Source organism: Priestia sp. KCTC 13724, assembly GCF_056820425.1.
Genome location: NZ_JBXDLD010000057.1, coordinates 1 through 20,127, shown reverse-complemented (window position 1 = coordinate 20,127; position 20,127 = coordinate 1). Strand labels below are relative to the sequence as shown.

The following is a 20,127-nucleotide window of genomic DNA, read 5'->3' as shown; positions in this document are numbered from 1 at the left end:
CAGCATAAAAAAATCACTCACCTGACGCAGTGAGCGAATAGAACGAAGATAAAAGAAGACAAAATGTCTTTTCTCAATCCTCGCTCTATCCTCTCACCTCCCGAAGAAGATAAAACGTCATAAAAAAGGCAGGTCTCCTGACTTATGCTTCGCTTTACTCTAAGGCCTTCCCATGATCGTTACTCACAGTGGCTATTCCTTATTTCATCAGCATTCACAGTTGCGGGGACAGTTTTGGATTTACACCAAATTCCCTTTTAAGTCTTTTTTCAGACACCTTTTCTACTGAAAAACACAAAATATAGTATATGAAGTTTTAATAAAAAACAAGATGTTGTGTTATAAACACATTATAAGGGACAACTTACAGAACTACAATATCTTTTTCAAAATAAATTCCCGCACATTTACCCCACCTTACTTAACATACTGATTTACGCCTTTGTTAAGTAAGGTTTCCTAAACATATGTAAAAAAAGAAATTTTTAAAAGTTTTGTTAGGTATTAGCAACTAGCCACTACAAACAGTCTTATTTTTCATCAAACTATTCCATCATAACATGTTTTCTCGGATTGGTTGTACTATTTGATTTATGAAATTTAATCAAACTTTTTTTCACATGACTAGACAGCTGCTATATAAATAAAAAGAAAATTTTTTTAAAAAACGAACTCACAATAAAAGAGTTTGGGACATAACAAAATGATTGCTTCTAAGAGACGAACAATAGCCGTTCCAATCTCTTTGGTTTGTCTGAACACGTTCGTTCCATTGCGCTACGGCCACTCGCTTTCCGCGGGGAGGAACCTGAGCTTCCTCGCTGCGCTGCGGGATCTCAGTTTTCCCTCTCTTTCCCGCAGGAGTCGAGTGTCCTACGCTCCATTCCACCCTGTTTCCAACATTGTTTTCACAATCAACAAAAAACCTGAACGATTAAAAGTTATGAACTCTCAATCGTTCAGGTATAGTAGAGACTGAACTACTTATGTCTCAGTCTCTACATTATGCATATGTTTTTTGATATGTGGAAACTTTATTTAAAAATATCCTATCCACCCGATAGCCAATGCCTGGTTCTTCTGGCACATGAATTAACCCATCATCCACTTCTACTTCTGGAAGAATGACATCTTTGTTCCAATAGCGTGAAGAAGCTGAAATGTCTCCAGGTATCGTGAAATTCTCTAATGAAGCTAATGCAATATTATGAGCTCTTGATATACCCGATTCCAGCATTCCCCCTACCCATAGTCGAACATTACTTTTCTGGCACAAGTCATGAATTCGTTTTGCTTCTGTTAAGCCGCCTACCCGTCCAACTTTTACATTAATAACTTGACAGCTCCCTAACTCAATTGCTTTTCTAGCATCATCATAAGACACAATGCTTTCATCTAAGCAAACGGGCGTGCGTAGCTGCTGTTGTAAATGACGGTGATCGATAATATCACTAGAATCTAATGGCTGTTCAATCATCATAAGGTCAAATTCATCTAGCTTTTGAAGCAAATTCAAATCATTTAAGGAGTAAGCAGAGTTTGCATCTACCATCAGCGGCAGTTTTGGATAATGATTTCTAATTTGCTTAATAAGGTCATAATCAGCTCCAGGCTTAATCTTTACTTTAAAACGTTTATATCCAGCTTTCAAGTGTTCATCTATTTTATGAACCATCTTATGAATATCATCGAGTCCAACTACTACACCAGCTTCTACAGCTTCTTTTGTGCCACCAAGAGCTTGAGATAGAGACTTGTTGTTCTTCTTAGCAAACAAATCCCACACTGCACAATCTATTGCTGCTTTACTCATATGGTTTCGCTTAATCGGATTAAATATTTCCTGTAGGTCTAAAGGCGTCGTTAATCGCTTTCCAATTAAAGCCGGAAGTAAAAAATCATTGAGCATATGAAAGCACGTTTGGATGGTTTCTTCTGTGTACCAAGGAGTTGAAAATGCTACCACTTCTCCCCAGCCTGCTTCACCGCTTATATCTTCTACTTCTAAAAGAAGCAGTTCTCGATTTGTCACAGTTCCATAACTAGTTGAAAACGGTGATAATAGGTTCAATTCAATAGCATGAATGGTTGCTTTATGAATTTCAATCATAGTTGACGCCCTTGTTCTATACGCTGAGGTAATTTTCGTCTAATAATTTTATTGGAAGCGGTTCTTGGTAGATCATCAACAATAAAATAATACTTTGGTACTTTATAATTGGCTAACATCGACTGACAATATGCCTGTAACTCTTCTTTTTTTATTGGCGATGTAACTACTAAAAAAGCTGCTGGAACTTGTCCCCACTGTTTATGAGGCAGCCCTGTAACCCCGGCTTCTGCAATAAGTGGGTGCTTTAATAGAGTGCTCTCAATTTCTGCTGGATAGATATTTTCTCCACCTGAAATAATTAAATCTGATCTTCTATCTAATACGTATAAAAATCCATCTTCATCAAGTTTGCCGATATCTCCTGTATAAAACCAACCATTTTTTATTGCTTTATCTGTTTCTTCTGGTTTATTAAGGTACCCAGACGTTACGTTAGGGCCTTTCACAGCAATTTCACCTTCTATACCATTCATTACTTCCTCACCGTTAGCATTTACAATCTTAAGCTGGCAAGGCATCAGGGGCTTTCCTGCAGATCCAAGTTTTTGAATACTATCTTCTGGAGCTAACGTTACAAACTGAGAAGAAGTCTCTGTCATGCCATACGTCTGGTAGACAGGGATTCCTTTCTCTATACAGTCGTCCAAGAGAACTCTTGGCACGGGACCTCCTCCTGCTAACATGCAGCGAAATGATTCAGGATATTTTCTGCCACCTAGTTCCTTTAACATTTGGGTCAGCATCGAAGTTACGACCGACATAATGGTCACACCTTTTGTTTCAATAGCAGCGTTTGCTTGTATAGCTTCAAACTTTGAGTGTAATACAATTCTCATCCCATAAATAACATTTCTCATTAAAATAGAAAAACCGCTAACATGAAACAAAGGCACAGCAACGAGCCAGCAGTCATTTGTCTGAAGTCCAAGGTTTAGCGATGACCCAGTAGCACTCCACCAGTGATTTCCATAAGACTGCATAACTCCTTTTGGGTTACCTGTAGTACCTGACGTATACATAATTGTATACGTATCATTTAAATCATACTGAGATTGAAGCACAATTTCTTTTTCGTGTCGATAGATAAGGTCTTGTAGCTGAATTAGTTCTGTTCCTGAAAGCAGTATGGTTTCTTCATAACTCTCATCCACAACAAGAAAGTTCGCTTTTGCATCGCTACATTGATACTGAATCTCTTGCTGCTTTAAACGCGTATTGAGTAATAGTGCTTTTGCTCCTATATAAGCTAAAGCATGAATTAATTCAATATATTCTATTCGGTTCTTCATATATATAGCAACTGTGTGACCTTTTTTTATCCCATAGCTCGCTAATTGAAAAGCTCGCTTCACCACTCGTTTATGCAGCTGTAAAAATGTAATCGATTCCGCTGCTAAGTCCACCGCAACTCGGTTAGGTGTTACTTTCGCTCGTTGACTTAACCAATTAGGTAACAAATTCATGCTTCTATTCTCCTTTCCATAGAAAAAACAGCTTGATGAATGTCATCAAGCTGTTTTGAGCATTATGGGAAACGTGGGAACTGTTTGAAGTCTGGGTTGCGCTTTTCTTTGAATGCGTCACGACCCTCTTTTGCTTCATCAGTTGTGTAATATAAAAGCGTAGCGTCTCCAGCAAATTGCTGTATACCAGCTAATCCATCCGTATCAGCATTAAATGCAGCTTTTAAGAAACGTAGAGCTGTTGGGCTCTTTTCTAACATTTCTTCACACCATTTAATTGTTTCTGCTTCTAGCTCTTCTAATGGTACAACAGTGTTAACAAGTCCCATTTCAAGTGCCTCTTGCGCATTGTATTGACGGCATAGATACCAAATTTCACGCGCTTTTTTATGACCAACAATACGCGCTAAATAGCCTGAACCATATCCAGCGTCAAAGCTTCCAACTTTTGGACCCGTTTGGCCAAAAATTGCATTATCTGCAGCAATTGTTAAGTCACATACGATATGTAAAACATGACCTCCACCGATTGCATAGCCTGAAACCATCGCAACAACTGGTTTTGGAATAACGCGAATTAATCGCTGTAAGTCTAATACGTTTAAGCGAGGAATTTCGTCTTCCCCTACATAACCACCATGCCCGCGTACTTTTTGGTCTCCACCAGAACAAAATGCTTTGTCTCCAGCACCAGCTAGCACAATTACACCAACGCTTGAATCATCACGCGCATATGCAAAAGCATTAATTAATTCCATTACCGTTTTTGGGCGGAAAGCATTTCGTACTTCTGGACGATTAATTGTAATTTTTGCAATTCCATTATATGTTTCATACAAAATATCTTCATAATTACGTTGAGATACCCATTCAACTGTCATCTTTCTTCCTCCTCATGTTGTGATAAAAACTCACTTACTATTTTACCAAAAATTCTTGGTTGTTCCACATGAATTGCGTGGCCAGTGTTTAAAACAACTTTATACCTACAAAATTTGAGCTGGTTAGACATGTCTTTTGCGATTTCACAAAATTTCTGATCAAGTTCACCTGTAATTAACAGGACAGGAAGCAACAAGGTATGTAACTTCTCCCAATAAGATTGTTGAGCTCCAGTTCCCATACCAATTAGACTATTTGCTAACCCGAGCTTACATTGAGCCAACCTCTCTTGACGAACTAGTGCTTGATCTTTTTCAGGCATGCGCTTTTGAGTTTTAAACATGGGGATGCTTTCCCAGTAGTCCACAAACTTCAACACACCTTGCTCCCTAATGAACGCAGCTAATTCTTCATCAGCAGCTTGCCTTGCCATTCGCTCCGGCTGTGTTTTTAAGCCCGGTGATCCACTCTCTAGAATGAGCGCTTTCACTCGTTCTGGATAATGAATGGAAAATGCCAACGCTAGACGCGCTCCCATTGAATAGCCAAGAACAAAGGCCTTTTCAATTCGGAGCCTATCTAGAAGACTTACAATAACGTTCATCATCTGAGTCATTTTATATGGAGCTACATCGCTAGGGGAATCTGTCTTTCCATGTCCAATAATATCAATTGTAATAACCTCATAATAACGTGCCCAAGACTTCGTAAATGTACTCCAAGTTTGAGAGGAACCTGTAAAGCCATGCAATAACAAAAGGGGAGTTCCTTTCCCTTGTACTTCAACATGGTACGAAACATCTTCATATCTATAATACATCTCTTATTCCTCAAATTCAGACAAATTTATTACCTGGGAAACGTCACTCCAGATTTCACGATGTATTTCGACATTTTCTTTGCGAGCTGTTGGCACTTCAATAATGTGCAAGCCACCCTCTTTAAACGAAGCTTTTAATGCGCAGTGAAGCTCATCTGCTGTATAGGCTCTACTAAATGTACCCTCATATAACTTTGCAGCATGTTCAAACTGTAGACCTGTTGGCGTACCGAATAAAAACTCAAAATGCTTCTCTTCTTTTGACTGAGGTAAAAATGAAAAGATTCCCCCGCCATCATTGTTAATGAGCACGACTGTTAAGTTAAGATTATGCATTTTAGCAGCGAGCAAGCCGTTTAAATCATGGTAAAAAGATAAGTCCCCAATTAAAAGTACAGTATGTTCATATTCCGTGCTAACACCTAAAGCTGATGAAACAACACCATCAATGCCATTAGCACCGCGATTTGCAAATAAGTGAATTGGTTTATCTGTCGCAAAGAAAAACGAATCTACATCTCTTATTGGCATTGAGTTGCCAATAAACAAAGCCGAATTAGCTGGTAAAAGCTTTGATAGTTCCTGTACAATGCTACCTTCAAACCACTTATCTTGTAAGTTGATTTTTAACGAATCCTTAACCTGCTTATTTAATTCAATCCACTTTTCACTCCATGAATTAGAAGATTTCTTACTTCCTATATACTTTGGTAATTCACGAGCGAATAGCCCTTCGTTGCACTGAATCATATGCGTTGAGCGAAGTGTAGGATCTCGCCATCCATTACTTTCATCTACTACAAAAACAGCTTTTGGCTCATACGCTTTTAAAAATAAAGTCAAACCCTTTGATACAGGCATGGCACCAAACCGAATGACAACTTCTGGCTTCAATAGCGGTTGAATTCCTTCTTTTTTCAAAAAAGAATCGTACGTATCGATAACGAGATTTTTAGCATGATCACCGTTTCTCATCTGCGAGAGTGGATCCGCAATAATTGGAAATTGAAGATAATTTGCTAACTCTACAATAGCCTGTTTATCTTCCCCCTTTAGCTGATCTCCACATATGATCAAACCTTTTGTTTCGTCTTTTATGAACTGACCAATATGCGCAAAAGCTTGACTAGAAAGCATTGGATTTCCCTTATTAAACGAAACGTACGAGTTATCACGCTCATGTAAGCTCCATAAATTTTCTAAAGAAAGATTTGGAACAATTGGTTCACGAAGCGGCATGTTAATATGAACAGGACCTTTTGGAGCACCAGCTGAAACGCTAACAGCTCTTCCAGCCACAGTTCGAATATAACGAATTGCCTCTTCCGCAGCTTCTGGTAAAGCTGTATCCACAAACCACTTTGCATAATGACTAAATAAGTATTGTTGATTAATTGCCTGTGGAGCTCCTACCTCACGCAGTTCATGCGGACGATCTGCCGTAATGACAAGTAGAGGAACCCTTGAGTGATGTGCTTCGACAACTGCTGGAAAATAATTTGCAGCAGCTGTTCCAGATGTACAAACAAGCGCAACAGGCTGATTTTTTGCTTTTGCCATACCTAAAGCAAAAAATCCAGCCGAGCGCTCATCAATATTTAAATGAACTTTTATCTTTTCATGCTCAGACATTAACATAGCAATCGGTGTTGAGCGAGAACCAGGGCTTACCACAACATGATTTACACCTAATTTAGCTAGTTCGTCTACAAAAGCTGCTACGTAAGCAGTTAACTGATCAGTATGGTCCACTTGCTATACCCCCTAAAGCTGATAGCATTGGATTAAATTTAATCGTTGTTTCTTCGTATTCACTCTCAGGTGTCGAATCTGCTACAATCCCACACCCTGCAAAAAGCATCGCTTGTTGTCGTTCAATTACACCTGAACGAATCCCAACAATAAACTCTCCGTTACCGTTAATATCAATCCACCCAATTGGAGCTGCATACCATCCACGATTGAACGGCTCTAACTTTCGAATAATGGACAAGGATTCTCTTTGCGGATATCCTCCTAGAGCAGGTGTGGGGTGGAGCTCTTTCAACAGAGAAAACAATGTCACACCTTTCTTGATTTTACCTCGTACAGGTGTATAGAGATGTTGGATATGCTTCGTTTTATACAATGTTGGCTGCATAGGTATTTCTACTTCCATACAATAGGCGTCCATTGCTTCTTTAATCATATGCACGACCACGTCATGCTCAATTAAATTTTTTTGGTCATTTAAAAGCTCATCACCTAGAAGCGCATCTTCTTTACGTGTTTTTCCTCGCTTAATGGAACCCGCTAAACAAGTTGAAAAAACATAGTCTCCTTCTTTCTGCACCAAACGCTCTGGAGATGCACCAACAAAATGTTGGTTTTCATTCTCAAAAATGAAGGTGTAGCTTGTAGGCTGCTCTCTCAGTAAACGCTGAATAACGTACTCTGTCGAAATTGCTTCAGTAAATGTTGCTTTTAACTGTCGAGCTAGCACGACTTTTTCAATTTTTTCTTGTTGAATTAAGGAAGTAGCATTTTGAACATTTTTTGTAAACCTTTGTACATCAATTTCTTCTTTTGTTAATAGTAAAGGTGATGAGTAGCTACTGCCATCATACTCTTGATTTATTAACAATCCTTCAAGCTCTTCAATGTGCTTAAGGTGATCTTGTATATTGTCTTCACCACTTACTTTAATGTTTATACTTAGATACCCATTTCCATCTGCCTCTGTATACAGAACAGAAGGAATTACAAATTTACTATTGGAAAAATCCGTCCAATAGCTGTCCTTTTTTTGATAAGGATCAAATGAGAATCCTCCAAAAAGCAGAGGACCTGTACCATTTGGAAATTCTACGTTATTTGTATATAAAATATCTTTTTTAAAGCGCTTCCATTGTTTTTCTGTATCAAAAAAACGCGCAGACCCTTCTTTGGAAGACAGCGTATAAGCTCTTCCTAACCCAACGAATGTGTACTGTTGGTTCGGATCTCTCCAAAAGAAACGTTCTTTACAAAACTGTCTATAGCCGTTTGCATAAAAAATAAGGGGGTCAATAGGTCTTACTTTTTTGACTACGCTGACAAGTTTTGTATTACTTTCATTTCTGGCACATTCAATTGCCTTTGATAAATGATCATGTATTAACTGTTCAGTTATTGCAATCACACTACGTCCCCCCGTTTATAATCTCGTAAGTCTTTAACCAATTTATTATAAACTTTCGTTGTAAAAAAATCTAGTTTGACAACTGAATTCCTTTGATAAGATTGTATCATATCTCATCAGAAGTTAACGAGTTTGTGCTCTTGGTTTCTGCGTTACGTGATATAACTACGGAAAGTATCAACTCTCCTTCATCATTGAAAGTATCTACCACCTAGTTTTTCCATAACTAATGGAAGAAGTCATTACACATTTCATCATAAATGCCAATCATTTCACATGTGAAACACGATAGAGCTTAATTTTTTTAAATCATTTAACACATAATAATGTGGAATTGAGTAATTCAAGGGAAAAGGGAGAGAATTTTTATGATTTCCAACAAGCAGCTAAACCAATTAAGGGACGTATTATTAACTGAGCAGGAAAACTTACTAAACCAGTTAAAAGATAATAATGATTTTGGATTAACATCCCAAAGTTTACATGATTCAACAGGGGAGTTATCAAGTTATGATAACCACCCTGGAGATATGGCGAGTGAAATTTATGAACGGGAAAAAGACATTGCATTATATGAACATACAAGGGAAGAGCTAGAGGAAATTAAGACTGCTTTAAATGCGATGGAGGCAACCACATATGGAAAATGTAAAACATGTGGGAAGGATATTAGCTTTGAACGACTAGAAGCAGTTCCTACCACGTTGTATTGTAAAGAGCATAGTCCATCTCAGGAAACATCACGCCAAAGACCTATCGAAGAATTAAATCTTCGTCATCCATTTGGACAATACGACCTGGACACTTCCGGAGCAACTGAATATGACGCAGAAGATTCTTGGCAAGACGTAGAGAGGTATGGAACGTCTGAGTCCCCATCTGATTTTGAAGGAGATATTTCTTCTTATAACGACACATATATTGAGCATGACGAAAACGTCGGTTATGTAGAAGACTATGAGAACTTTGTAGGTACTGATTTATATGGAAAAAAAATTGTTGTCTATCCGTCCAAGCAGCATGAAGAGTATGAGCAAAGCTTAGATGAAGAAGGCATCATGACCACTTTTGGTCACCTCCCTTCTCACGAGAAAGAACATTATACAGATTAACAGGAGTAGCGTAATACTCCTGTTTTTTTATGTTGAATATACCTTTAAGGGAATTTCTTAAGTGGTGACAATAGATAAAAGAGTTTGGGACATAACAAAATGATTGCTTCTAAAAGACGAACACTAACTGTTCCCATCTCTTTAGTTTGTCTCAACACGTTCGTTCCATTGCGCTACGGCCACTCGCTTTCCGCGGGGAGGAACCTGAGCTTCCTCGCTGCGCTGCGGGATCTCCGTTTTCCCTCTCTTTCCCGCAGGAGTCGAGTGACCTACGCTCCATTCCACCCTGTTTCCAACATTGTTTTCACAATCAACCAAAAAACCTGAACGATTAAAAGTTATGAACTCTCAATCGTTCAGGTATAGTAAGGACTGAACTACTTATGTCTCAGTCTCTTTTTAGTATGATAATATTTGTTTTGATGAATTAATCTCCCAAATTTCCTTTGCATATTCTGATATTGTGCGATCACTAGAGAAATAACCTGATTGAGCAATGTTTAACGCACTCATTTCAAACCACTTGTCTTTGTCACCATATGCTTGATTTACTTTTTCCTGTGCTTGAACGTAGGACGCAAAGTCTCTCAGTACATAGTATTCATCATTTTGCATTAACAAAGAATCATAAATTGGCTCAAATAAATCATAAGTATTCTTAAAAAAGCCGTTTATAAGCTGCTCTAACACTTTTTTGATTCGTTGATCATGATGGTAATAATCAAATGAACGATACCCACCGTTTTGTTGATAGTGTAGAACTTCCTCGGATGATAAGCCAAAGATAAACATATTATTTTCTCCAACAACTTCCGCAATTTCTACGTTTGCTCCATCCATTGTTCCAACGGTTAAAGCACCGTTCATCATGAATTTCATATTCCCTGTTCCTGATGCTTCTTTACTAGCAGTTGAGATTTGTTCACTAACATCCGCTGCTGTAAACACATCTTCAGCTAAAGAAACACGGTAGTTTTCGAGAAAAACAACTTTTAAAAACGGCGATGTGACGGGATCACTATTTACTACATCAGCCACTGAGTTAATTAACTTAATAACCTTCTTAGCATAATAATATCCTGGGGAAGCTTTTGCCCCAAAGATGAACGTTCTTGGTACAATTTTAAAGTTAGAATCCTCTTTTAAACGATTGTACAGGTACATAATATGAAGTACATTTAGCAACTGTCGCTTATAAGCATGCAGTCTCTTCACCTGCACATCAAAGATTGATTGTGGATTTATTTCAATACCAGTTTGCTTTTTGATAACTTCGCTTAAAATATCTTTTCGCTGTTGCTTTACTTTTTTTAATTGGTCTTTAAAATTTTTATCTTGAGCATAAGGTTCCAACTGTTTTAATGCGTAAGGGTTTTTCACCCATTCATCACCAATGGTTTCATTGAGAAGTATTGATAATTCTGGATTCGCCTTTAACAGCCATCGTCTATGAGTAATACCATTTGTTTTATTAATAAATTTCTGTGGATAGAAATCAAAGAAGTTTTTCATTTCTCGCTTTTTCAAAATATCGGTGTGTATTTTAGCTACACCGTTTACTTTATGGCTGCCTACAATAGCCAAATGAGCCATTTTCACCATATCATGTGCGATAATTGCCATATCCTCAATTCTTTTCCATTGATAAGGATATCGTTTCCACAACTCTTCACAAAAGCGCTGGTTAATTTCTTCCACAATCATATAAATGCGAGGAAGAAGTGGCTTAAATAAATGAATTGGCCATTTTTCTAAAGCTTCAGATAACGTTGTATGATTCGTATATGAGATTGTTTGTGTAGTAATATGCCAAGCATCATCCCAGCTAAGCTTTTCCTCATCTAATAGAATGCGCATAAGCTCTGGTATAGCTAATACAGGGTGAGTGTCATTAATATGAATAGCTACTTTTTCATGTAGATTGGCAAGCGTCCCGTATACGATACGATGTGAACGAACAATACTTTGCAAACTAGCTGATACAAGAAAATATTGCTGCTTTAACCTTAAAATCTTACCATCTTCATGGGTGTCATCTGGATATAAAAATTCAGAGACTGCTTCCGTTTCTCTTTTATACTGCATTACGTCTTTATGTACTGGAAATGAGGCAGGTTCTGCATTCCAAAGTCGAAGCGTATTCACTGTAGTCGTGTCATAACCTACTACAGGAATGTCGTACGGCACAGCTAAAATAGACTCTCCGTTAATATGTCGAAATGCTAGTTTGCCATTATCACTGTAATATTCAACATCTCCCCAGAAGTTCACTTCAATGGATTGATCAACTTTCCTCACTTCCCAAGAGTTACCGTGGCGAAGCCATTGTTCAGGTAACTCTACTTGAAAGCCATCCACAATCTTTTGATCGAATAACCCATGCTTATATCGAATTCCACATCCATGCCCTGGTAAATTTAAAGAGGCTAAAGAATCTAAAAAGCAAGCAGCTAACCGGCCCAATCCACCATTCCCTAACCCAGCATCTGCTTCAATTTCCTCAATCTCTTCTAGTGAAATATTTAAATCTTTTAACCCTTCTTCAACTACTTCTTTTATTCCAAGATTAAGTAAGTTTTGTCCTAATAGCCTGCCTAATAGAAATTCAATCGATAGATAATACACTTGTTTTGAGTGATTTGATCTCTGAGCCTCATTAGTAGCAATCCAATCACTACTAATATACTCTCTCACCATATTTCCTAACGTATGGTATTGATCTTGTACCGTCGATTCTTTGAAGCTTTTCCCATAAGTCATTTCTAACTTTTTTAAAAATACTTTTTGAAAGCTTTCTTTATTAGAGAACAAGCTTATCACCCTTTCAAGATGAAATAGATGTTAAGTTCGCATATAGTTGATTGTATTTAAATGCCGATTGCGCCCAGCTATAATCTTGACTCATAGCGTCTCGCATTAATTTCTCCCATACGTCCTTATCATTGTAAAAGGAAATTGCCCTTTCAATTGTGTAAAGCATATCGTGAGCGTTATAGTTTGCAAAAGTAAATCCGTTTCCTTCGTAGGTATACTCATTATACGAAAGGACCGTATCGTTTAGCCCACCTGTTTCTCTAACGATGGGTATTGCACCATAGCGTAACGCAATTAATTGACCTAATCCACATGGCTCAAACTTTGAAGGCATTAAAAATAAATCTGATCCTGCATACACTTTATGCGCTAGCGCTTCATTAAAACCAATAATTGCTTTTACCTGATTGGGATACTGAGATTCCATCTCTTTAAAAAATGATTCAAATTCTGCTTCACCTGTTCCCAGTATAACAACCTGCGCATCTAAACGAATTATTTCATGAAAAACATGCTTTACAAGATCTAACCCTTTTTGCTTTGTTAATCGCGTGACCATTGAAACAAGTGGAACATCATTTCTCACATCTAATCCAAGGTATGCTTGTAAATCTTCTTTATTCTTATACTTACCTGCTAAATCTTGAGCTGAGTAGTTAAATGCAATTAATTCATCATTTTCCGGATTATAGGCTTGGTCATCAATACCATTTACAATCCCTATCAAATCCTGGTCTCGTTGTCTTAGTAACCCATCTAACTTTTCACCATAATAAGGCATTTGGATTTCATTTCGATAAGTTGGGCTCACTGTCGTAATTTTATCCGCAGAGACAATGCCGCCTTTCATAAAATTTAAATTGCCATAAAACTCTAACTGGTTGGACGTAAAATGATACTCATTTAAGTTTAATAGCTCATATAAATTCTGCTTTGGAAAGATACCCTGAAATTGTAAGTTATGAATGGTGAATACTGTCTCAATATGGTCATACATACTATATTGTGCTCTTAATAGAAACGGAATCATGGCTGTATGCCAGTCATGACAATGAATAATATCCGGCTCATTTACTAGAGTTGGAATAGCCTCTAGTACCGCTTTGGAGAAAAAAGCAAAGCGCTCCGCATCATCATAATGACCGTACAGACTATCTCTTTTAAAATAGTATTCATTATCGATAAAAATGTACTGAGTATCATTCATTTCTAGCGTATAAATCCCACAATATTGTCTTCTCCAGCCAACTTGGACGTAGATCACTTTTTCTAGAGTCATCTGCTCACTGTACTTCTCAGAAATCAAGCTATACTTAGGCATAATCACGGACACGTTAGTACCCAACTGCTTCAATTCTTTAGGCAAAGCACCAGCTACGTCTGCTAATCCCCCTGTTTTAATAAAGGGTACACATTCTGACACTGCAAATAATACATTCACGAATTCATCAACGCTCCTTGAACTGTTCCTTTTGCTAATACTCTTGGTAGATTAGGTTCACCATTCAACTCTTCATGACTACCTATTTTTACATCTTTATCTAAAACAACATAGTTTAATACACTATTCTCAAGAATAGCTCCTTTTTGCATCACGATACTATTTTTAACAACTGCACCTTTTCCTATCTTTACTCCTCGGAAAATAATACTATTTTCCACATGCCCTTCAATAACGCAACCGTTAGCAATCATTGAATTTTTCACGACAGCTGTTTTTGCATAGCGTGTTGGAGGTTCATCTTTTGTTTTTGTATAGATTGGACGAGTTCTTAAAAATAGCTGCTTCCACGTTTCTGCAGATAAAATATCCATACTAGCTTTATAATAGGCTTCTAGCGAATCTACTTGAGAAAGGTACCCATTTTGCTCATACGTGATCACTTTCGAGGACGAAGAAAGATAGTGTACGAGCTCTGTAATCGTATCAAAGTCTTGGGTTTCATTTTGTAGGATATCAAGTAACGCTTTTTTATTAATAATGTATATATTTAGAGGTGTATTACCGTTCACTACTGACGTTACACCTGCACCTTGAGCTACATGACGCTTTAATACTTGGTTAAAATCAATGGTACAAATGGTATAGCTATTTGCAATAATAACGTAATCTTGTTTACTTCGAAGGAAATAATCAATATGATAGCGGAATTGAGCAATTAGCGATGGGTCTTCTAATTTTAAATCGTTTTTTACAGGTGGAAAAATGAATAGACCATCTCTTTTTCGGTCTAAATCCCACTCCTTGCCTGAACCAATATGGTCGGTAAGAGCACGATAGCGATCTTTCGGAAATATAGCTACGCTTTGCACACCAGAATTAACCATGTTTGATAGCATAAAATCAATTAATCGGTAGCGTCCTGCAAATGGAACAGCCGCAATTGAACGATAAAAAGTTAATGGTTGTAAGGAGCTCGTAGTTGTGCAAGCATCAATAATGCCTAGCATTTGATTATTCAATGTAGTTCATCCTCTCTGTTAATTAAATGCGTTATGAAATGGACTCTAACAGTTCATTCGTCACTAAAATAACTTCTTCTTTTCCCTTGGTTGGCTTAATAATTGTTCCATCTGGAATAATTACGTCTGACGGAATAATAGCATTTTCAATATATACGTTTACGCCAACCTTTGCTGATGGCATCACAACGCTTCGCTTTACTTCTGAACCACTACCAATTTGTACACCTGGAAATAACACGGAACGTTCAATACTACCTTCAACTACGCAGCCTTCATTGACTAATGATTCTACGACGCATGCTGTTGGAGCAATGTATTGAGGGGGTTGACTCGGATTTACGGAATAGACCTTCCACGAAGAGTCAAATAAATTGAGCTCATCACTTTCATCTAATAAATCCATATTTGCTTCCCATAGGCTCTTAACCGTTCCTACATCCTTCCAATATCCTTTAAATGGATATGCCATTAAACGCTTTTTCTCTTCTAACAATAGCGGAATGACATCTTTTCCGAAGTCATGACTAGAATAAGGGTTACGTGCATCCATTTCTAAATATTCTTTAAGAATATTCCATTTAAAAATATAAATACCCATAGATGCCAAGTTATTTTTTGGATACTGTGGCTTTTCATCAAATTCTTGAACTTCTAAGGCTTCATTTGTATTTAAAATTCCAAACCTACTTGCTTCATCCCAAGGAACTTCAATTACTGAGATAGATACATCTGCTTCTTTTTCAATATGATAATCTAGCATACTTTCATAATTCATTTTGTAAATATGGTCTCCTGATAAAATTAACACATACTCAGGCTCATACTGGCATAGGTAGTTTAGGTTTTCATAAATAGCGCTGGCAGTTCCTTTATACCACTTTACCCCTGATGACTCTGAATAAGGAGGTAATACAGTAACGCCTCCGTTTCTTCTATCTAAGTCCCAAGCGCTTCCAATACCAATGTAAGAGTGTAAGAGTAAAGGCTGGTACTGCGTTAAAATTCCAACTGTTTCAATCCCAGAGTTGGAGCAATTGCTTAGCGCAAAATCAATAATTCGATACTTCCCACCAAATGGAACAGCTGGCTTTGCTAAATTTTTTGTAAGCGAACTTAATCGACTACCTTTTCCTCCTGCCAACAACATCGCTACGCACTTCTTTTTTAACATTGTTTCTTCTCTCCCCCCGTTTTTTCTTTGTTCTCATGATGCTAATCCCAAAGGGTGGTACATCCATTTCAATATGAAATGGTAGACCATGAAATCCTTCTTCGATTACTTTTAAAGGTTTTGGGTTAACAACTCCAGAACCTCCAAAATCAACATGATCACTATTGATGACCTCAACATATTCTGTGTTTAGAGGAACACCTACTTTATATGCATGGTATGGAACATCTGAGAAGTTACATACTACAACAAGCTTATCTTGACTATTTGTTGATGTTCGAATAAATGAAAAGATTTTTTGTTCTCGATTATTCACATCAATCCAAGAGAAACCCTCTTCTTGATGATCTAATTCATAAAGTGGTTTACTTCGTTTATAAATCTTAAGAAGTTCTTTGAAATAGCTATTTAAACTTTGGTGCATATCAAAGTCATATAGCTGCCAATCTAAATCACTTGCGTCTTTCCACTCATCAAACTGACCAAATTCTCCGCCCATAAATAGCAATTTTTTGCCAGGATGAGCAATAAAATAACCGTATAATAACCGAAGCTGTGCAAATTTTCTCCAATAGTCTCCAGGCATTTTATTTAACAATGATTTCTTTCCATGAACTACTTCATCATGAGAGAATGGTAAAATAAAGTTTTCATTAAAGGCATACATTAAGGAGAAAGTCATTTTTTCATGAAGATTTGCTCTTTGATGAATGTCGGCTTCCATATAAGTTAAAACATCGTTCATCCAGCCCATGTTCCATTTATAATTAAAACCTAGCCCACCGTCATATGTAGGAGCCGTAACTAATGGCCAATCCGTTGAATCTTCAGCCATCATTAAGATAGTCGAATCATAAGCAAAAACCGCCTCATTCAGCTTTCTTAAGAATTGAACAGCATATTGATTCTCAACCAATTCATGAGAATTTGGCCAATATAACATATTAGCAACAGCATCGACTCTAAAACCATCAATGTGAAAGTATTCTAACCAAAAAAGTGCATTTGATATTAAGAAACTTTGTACTTCCGGTTTACCTAAGTCAAAATTAGCCGTGCCCCATGTATAGTTTTCGCGATCTAATTCGTTCTTATATTCATACGTGGGTGAACCATCAAACATATATAATCCATGCGCATCTTTACAAAAATGCCCCGGAACCCAATCTAAAAGAACACCTATGCTGCTTTGATGACACTGGTCAATAAAATACATTAAATCATGTGGTGAACCGTATCGACTGGTTGCAGAAAAATAACCAGTTCCTTGGTACCCCCAAGATTTATCGAGCGGATGCTCAACTAGAGGTAATAGTTCGATATGAGTAAACCCTTGTTCTATTACATAAGGAATTAACTCTTCAGCTAACTCACGATACGTATATAGTTCACCATCCTCATGAACTTTCCATGAACCAGCATGTAATTCGTAAATACACATAGGCTTTTCATAAATAGTTTGTTGTTTCTTCTTACGTTTCCAATACTGATCTCCCCACTTGTACCCTTCTAAATAATAAATTTTAGAAGCAGTATCGGGTCTTACTTCACTATGAAAAGCATAAGGATCAGCTTTTAGTAGTTTTGTTCCATCACGAGTTGTAATTTCATATTTATAAATCATATTCTCTTCAAGATACGGAATGAATATTGTCCATACCCCTTCAGAATTTAATCGCTCTAGCCGGTGATTCAAACCGTTCCATTCATTAAAATCACCCACAATACTTACTGCAGAAGCATTAGGAGCCCAGACAGAAAAACGTACTCCCTCTGTGCTGTTTATTGTTAACTTATGTGCCCCAAAAAGCTTATAACTATGAAATAAATTTCCTTCGTGATAAAGATGGATGTCAAAATCAGTAGGTTGAACAGTCGAATTCAAAAATACCCCTCCTTGATAACAATTAACCTAGTAAATAAACCTTTCTATCATTTCTATTATCTAATTTGCATTCCATAAAGCAGCTGTTTTTCCCTTCTTTTCTGAATATTTTTACGAAAATAAAAAAACCATCTATTTATTAGACGGTTTTCAAATAAATAAAAAAGGTTTGCATAAATGCAAACCTTTTTAGATATGACCCGTACGGGATTCGAACCCGTGTTACCGCCGTGAAAGGGCGGTGTCTTAACCACTTGACCAACGGGCCATTATTAAAATTGACTGGCGGAGAAGGAGGGATTTGAACCCTCGCGCCGCTTACGCGACCTACACCCTTAGCAGGGGCGCCTCTTCAGCCTCTTGAGTACTTCCCCAATATAATGGCTCCACAGGTAGGACTCGAACCTACGACCGATCGGTTAACAGCCGATTGCTCTACCACTGAGCTACTGTGGAATAATAAATGGTGGGCCTAAGTGGACTCGAACCACCGACCTCACGCTTATCAGGCGTGCGCTCTAACCAGCTGAGCTATAGGCCCATTATGGAGCGGGTGATGAGAATCGAACTCACGACATCAGCTTGGAAGGCTGAGGTTTTACCATTAAACTACACCCGCTTAATTATATGGGGCGACTGATGGGAATCGAACCCACGAATGTCGGAACCACAATCCGATGCGTTAACCACTTCGCCACAATCGCCATATAGATGATGGCTCGGGACGGAATCGAACCGCCGACACAAGGATTTTCAGTCCTTTGCTCTACCAACTGAGCTACCGAGCCTTTTTATAATGGCGGTCCCGACGGGAATCGAACCCGCGATCTCCTGCGTGACAGGCAGGCATGTTAACCGCTACACCACGGGACCACTTTGGTTGCGGGGACAGGATTTGAACCTGCGACCTTCGGGTTATGAGCCCGACGAGCTACCAGACTGCTCCACCCCGCGATAATTTGATAATAATATAATGGCGGAGGAAGAGGGATTCGAACCCCCGCGGGCTTTAACACCCCTGTCGGTTTTCAAGACCGATCCCTTCAGCCGGACTTGGGTATTCCTCCGTATATTATATATGGTAGCGGCGGAGGGGATCGAACCCCCGACCTCACGGGTATGAACCGTACGCTCTAGCCAGCTGAGCTACACCGCCATATTATCATAAATGTATTAAATTGGTGGAGCCTAGCGGGATCGAACCGCTGACCTCCTGCGTGCAAGGCAGGCGCTCTCCCAGCTGAGCTAAGGCCCCAGAAATGGTCGGGAAGACAGGATTCGAACCTGCGACCCCTTGGTCCCAAACCAAGTGCTCTACCAAGCTGAGCTACTTCCCGTTTATGGCGCGCCCGAGAGGAGTCGAACCCCTAACCTTTTGATCCGTAGTCAAACGCTCTATCCAATTGAGCTACGGGCGCTTATTAAAATGGTGCCGAGGGCCGGACTTGAACCGGCACGGTAGTCACCTACCGCAGGATTTTAAGTCCTGTGTGTCTGCCAATTCCACCACCCCGGCAGGACTTATTTGTGGAGCGGAAGACGAGGTTCGAACTCGCGACCCCCACCTTGGCAAGGTGGTGTTCTACCACTGAACTACTTCCGCGCATTATGAAATTAAATGGTGCGGGTGAAGGGACTTGAACCCCCACGTCGTAAAGACACTAGATCCTAAGTCTAGCGCGTCTGCCAATTCCGCCACACCCGCATGTGTGTATTTAAAATGGTGAGCCATGAAGGACTCGAACCTTCGACCCTCTGATTAAAAGTCAGATGCTCTACCAACTGAGCTAATGGCTCGAAAGTGGTGCCGGCAAGAGGACTTGAACCCCCAACCTACTGATTACAAGTCAGTTGCTCTACCAGTTGAGCTACACCGGCAACATATTCATGGTGGAGGATGACGGGATCGAACCGCCGACCCCCTGCTTGTAAGGCAGGTGCTCTCCCAGCTGAGCTAATCCTCCATTGATATAACAGCCTGGCAACGTCCTACTCTCACAGGGACAAAGTCCCAACTACCATCGGCGCTAGAGAACTTAACTTCCGTGTTCGGCATGGGAACGGGTGTGACCTCTCTGCTATCGCCACCAGACATATTACATTATACAATATTTTTGAAAGAAATCAAGACTCTTTTTAAGTTTTTATTCTCTCAAAACTAGATAACATTTTGCTGAGTACTAAGTTTACTGTCTAGCTATGGCTCCTAATTAGTCGCCTTCGCTTTTCTAATTTGGTTAA

Annotated in this window: 14 protein-coding genes, 20 tRNA genes, 1 rRNA gene and 1 riboswitch; of the genes, 1 reads left to right on the top strand and 34 read right to left on the bottom strand. The window is 38.7% G+C overall.

Going from position 1 to position 20,127, the window contains the following annotated elements; all coding sequences use genetic code 11:
* Positions 1–110: 110 nt before the first annotated feature.
* Positions 111–296: riboswitch (cobalamin riboswitch) on the bottom strand.
* A 377-nt stretch (positions 297–673) separates the two neighbouring features.
* The 7 genes from AC1UFB_RS08600 to AC1UFB_RS08570 form a co-directional block, all read right to left on the bottom strand.
* Positions 674–889, bottom strand: coding sequence for a hypothetical protein (locus tag AC1UFB_RS08600; RefSeq protein WP_482588971.1), 216 nt, complete (start codon positions 887–889; stop codon positions 674–676).
* A gap of 114 nt (positions 890–1,003) precedes the next feature.
* On the bottom strand, positions 1,004–2,110 hold the full coding sequence (gene menC, locus AC1UFB_RS08595) for an o-succinylbenzoate synthase (RefSeq protein ID WP_482588970.1): 1,107 nt from the start codon (positions 2,108–2,110) through the stop codon (positions 1,004–1,006).
* Positions 2,107–3,576, bottom strand: coding sequence for an o-succinylbenzoate--CoA ligase (locus AC1UFB_RS08590; protein ID WP_100346686.1), 1,470 nt, complete (start codon positions 3,574–3,576; stop codon positions 2,107–2,109). Before AC1UFB_RS08590 ends, menC begins: the two co-directional genes overlap by 4 nt.
* A gap of 62 nt (positions 3,577–3,638) precedes the next feature.
* A complete protein-coding gene (gene menB / locus AC1UFB_RS08585) occupies positions 3,639–4,457 on the bottom strand; it encodes a 1,4-dihydroxy-2-naphthoyl-CoA synthase (protein ID WP_025911893.1) in 819 nt (272 codons plus the stop codon).
* Positions 4,454–5,278: a 2-succinyl-6-hydroxy-2,4-cyclohexadiene-1-carboxylate synthase gene (menH, locus tag AC1UFB_RS08580; protein WP_061784910.1), complete on the bottom strand. Its 825-nt coding sequence runs from the start codon at positions 5,276–5,278 to the stop codon at positions 4,454–4,456. The genes menB and menH overlap by 4 nt, the downstream gene beginning before the upstream one ends.
* 3 nt (positions 5,279–5,281) lie before the next feature.
* Entirely contained in the window at positions 5,282–7,030 is a 1,749-nt protein-coding gene (gene menD, locus AC1UFB_RS08575; RefSeq protein ID WP_328101398.1) for a 2-succinyl-5-enolpyruvyl-6-hydroxy-3-cyclohexene-1-carboxylic-acid synthase, read from the bottom strand.
* Positions 7,017–8,438: an isochorismate synthase gene (locus AC1UFB_RS08570; protein WP_328101399.1), complete on the bottom strand. Its 1,422-nt coding sequence runs from the start codon at positions 8,436–8,438 to the stop codon at positions 7,017–7,019. The genes menD and AC1UFB_RS08570 overlap by 14 nt, the downstream gene beginning before the upstream one ends.
* Before the next feature lie 368 nt (positions 8,439–8,806).
* Between AC1UFB_RS08570 and AC1UFB_RS08565 the strand changes: the two genes are divergently transcribed.
* Positions 8,807–9,550 (top strand): TraR/DksA C4-type zinc finger protein, encoded by a 744-nt coding sequence (locus AC1UFB_RS08565; protein ID WP_100346684.1) that lies wholly within the window; start codon positions 8,807–8,809, stop codon positions 9,548–9,550.
* A 141-nt stretch (positions 9,551–9,691) separates the two neighbouring features.
* On the opposite strand, the gene AC1UFB_RS08560 is transcribed toward AC1UFB_RS08565, so the two are convergent.
* From AC1UFB_RS08560 to rrf, 27 genes are all read right to left on the bottom strand, one after another.
* Positions 9,692–9,835 carry a hypothetical protein gene (locus tag AC1UFB_RS08560; RefSeq protein ID WP_156413441.1) on the bottom strand — a complete coding sequence of 48 codons (144 nt, stop codon included), beginning with the start codon at positions 9,833–9,835 and terminating at the stop codon, positions 9,692–9,694.
* A 114-nt stretch (positions 9,836–9,949) separates the two neighbouring features.
* Positions 9,950–12,361: a glycogen/starch/alpha-glucan phosphorylase gene (locus tag AC1UFB_RS08555; protein ID WP_061784906.1), complete on the bottom strand. Its 2,412-nt coding sequence runs from the start codon at positions 12,359–12,361 to the stop codon at positions 9,950–9,952.
* A 13-nt stretch (positions 12,362–12,374) separates the two neighbouring features.
* Positions 12,375–13,805, bottom strand: a complete 1,431-nt coding sequence (glgA, locus tag AC1UFB_RS08550; RefSeq protein ID WP_100346683.1) for a glycogen synthase GlgA — start codon at positions 13,803–13,805, stop codon at positions 12,375–12,377.
* A complete protein-coding gene (locus tag AC1UFB_RS08545) occupies positions 13,802–14,827 on the bottom strand; it encodes a GlgC family sugar phosphate nucleotidyltransferase (protein WP_100346682.1) in 1,026 nt (341 codons plus the stop codon). The genes glgA and AC1UFB_RS08545 overlap by 4 nt, the downstream gene beginning before the upstream one ends.
* A gap of 31 nt (positions 14,828–14,858) precedes the next feature.
* Positions 14,859–16,001 (bottom strand): glucose-1-phosphate adenylyltransferase, encoded by a 1,143-nt coding sequence (locus tag AC1UFB_RS08540; protein WP_100346681.1) that lies wholly within the window; start codon positions 15,999–16,001, stop codon positions 14,859–14,861.
* On the bottom strand, positions 15,952–17,886 hold the full coding sequence (gene glgB, locus AC1UFB_RS08535; RefSeq protein ID WP_328101761.1) for a 1,4-alpha-glucan branching enzyme: 1,935 nt from the start codon (positions 17,884–17,886) through the stop codon (positions 15,952–15,954). The genes AC1UFB_RS08540 and glgB overlap by 50 nt, the downstream gene beginning before the upstream one ends.
* Positions 17,887–18,082: 196 nt before the next feature.
* Positions 18,083–18,154 (bottom strand) — tRNA-Glu (locus tag AC1UFB_RS08530).
* A 15-nt stretch (positions 18,155–18,169) separates the two neighbouring features.
* Positions 18,170–18,260, bottom strand: a tRNA-Ser gene (locus AC1UFB_RS08525).
* A gap of 7 nt (positions 18,261–18,267) precedes the next feature.
* A tRNA-Asn gene (locus AC1UFB_RS08520) sits at positions 18,268–18,342 on the bottom strand.
* A gap of 8 nt (positions 18,343–18,350) precedes the next feature.
* Positions 18,351–18,427 (bottom strand) — tRNA-Ile (locus AC1UFB_RS08515).
* A gap of 4 nt (positions 18,428–18,431) precedes the next feature.
* Positions 18,432–18,505, bottom strand: a tRNA-Gly gene (locus AC1UFB_RS08510).
* Positions 18,506–18,514: 9 nt separating this feature from the next.
* Positions 18,515–18,590, bottom strand: a tRNA-His gene (locus AC1UFB_RS08505).
* 11 nt (positions 18,591–18,601) lie between these two features.
* Positions 18,602–18,674, bottom strand: a tRNA-Phe gene (locus AC1UFB_RS08500).
* Between the two features lie 9 nt (positions 18,675–18,683).
* Positions 18,684–18,759: transfer RNA gene (locus AC1UFB_RS08495), tRNA-Asp, on the bottom strand.
* A 4-nt stretch (positions 18,760–18,763) separates the two neighbouring features.
* Positions 18,764–18,840: transfer RNA gene (locus AC1UFB_RS08490), tRNA-Met, on the bottom strand.
* 20 nt (positions 18,841–18,860) lie between these two features.
* A tRNA-Ser gene (locus tag AC1UFB_RS08485) sits at positions 18,861–18,953 on the bottom strand.
* Between the two features lie 12 nt (positions 18,954–18,965).
* Positions 18,966–19,042 (bottom strand) — tRNA-Met (locus AC1UFB_RS08480).
* A 23-nt stretch (positions 19,043–19,065) separates the two neighbouring features.
* Positions 19,066–19,141, bottom strand: a tRNA-Ala gene (locus tag AC1UFB_RS08475).
* A 5-nt stretch (positions 19,142–19,146) separates the two neighbouring features.
* Positions 19,147–19,223: transfer RNA gene (locus tag AC1UFB_RS08470), tRNA-Pro, on the bottom strand.
* A 4-nt stretch (positions 19,224–19,227) separates the two neighbouring features.
* Positions 19,228–19,304 (bottom strand) — tRNA-Arg (locus tag AC1UFB_RS08465).
* A gap of 9 nt (positions 19,305–19,313) precedes the next feature.
* Positions 19,314–19,402: transfer RNA gene (locus AC1UFB_RS08460), tRNA-Leu, on the bottom strand.
* 12 nt (positions 19,403–19,414) lie between these two features.
* Positions 19,415–19,489: transfer RNA gene (locus AC1UFB_RS08455), tRNA-Gly, on the bottom strand.
* 16 nt (positions 19,490–19,505) lie between these two features.
* Positions 19,506–19,591: transfer RNA gene (locus AC1UFB_RS08450), tRNA-Leu, on the bottom strand.
* Between the two features lie 16 nt (positions 19,592–19,607).
* Positions 19,608–19,683, bottom strand: a tRNA-Lys gene (locus AC1UFB_RS08445).
* A gap of 5 nt (positions 19,684–19,688) precedes the next feature.
* A tRNA-Thr gene (locus tag AC1UFB_RS08440) sits at positions 19,689–19,764 on the bottom strand.
* A 10-nt stretch (positions 19,765–19,774) separates the two neighbouring features.
* Positions 19,775–19,850: transfer RNA gene (locus tag AC1UFB_RS08435), tRNA-Val, on the bottom strand.
* Positions 19,851–19,862: 12 nt separating this feature from the next.
* A 5S ribosomal RNA gene (gene rrf, locus AC1UFB_RS08430) occupies positions 19,863–19,978 on the bottom strand.
* Positions 19,979–20,127 lie beyond the last annotated feature (149 nt).

Excerpts from the sequence above, each read along its gene's own strand:
- menC (WP_482588970.1), bottom strand. The coding sequence starts at position 2,110 with ATGATTGAAATTCATAAAGCAACCATTCATGCTATTGAATTGAACCTA.
- AC1UFB_RS08590 (WP_100346686.1), bottom strand. The coding sequence starts at position 3,576 with ATGAATTTGTTACCTAATTGGTTAAGTCAACGAGCGAAAGTAACACCT.
- menB (WP_025911893.1), bottom strand. The coding sequence starts at position 4,457 with ATGACAGTTGAATGGGTATCTCAACGTAATTATGAAGATATTTTGTAT.
- menH (WP_061784910.1), bottom strand. The coding sequence starts at position 5,278 with ATGTATTATAGATATGAAGATGTTTCGTACCATGTTGAAGTACAAGGG.
- AC1UFB_RS08565 (WP_100346684.1), top strand. The coding sequence starts at position 8,807 with ATGATTTCCAACAAGCAGCTAAACCAATTAAGGGACGTATTATTAACT.
- AC1UFB_RS08540 (WP_100346681.1), bottom strand. The coding sequence starts at position 16,001 with ATGTTAAAAAAGAAGTGCGTAGCGATGTTGTTGGCAGGAGGAAAAGGT.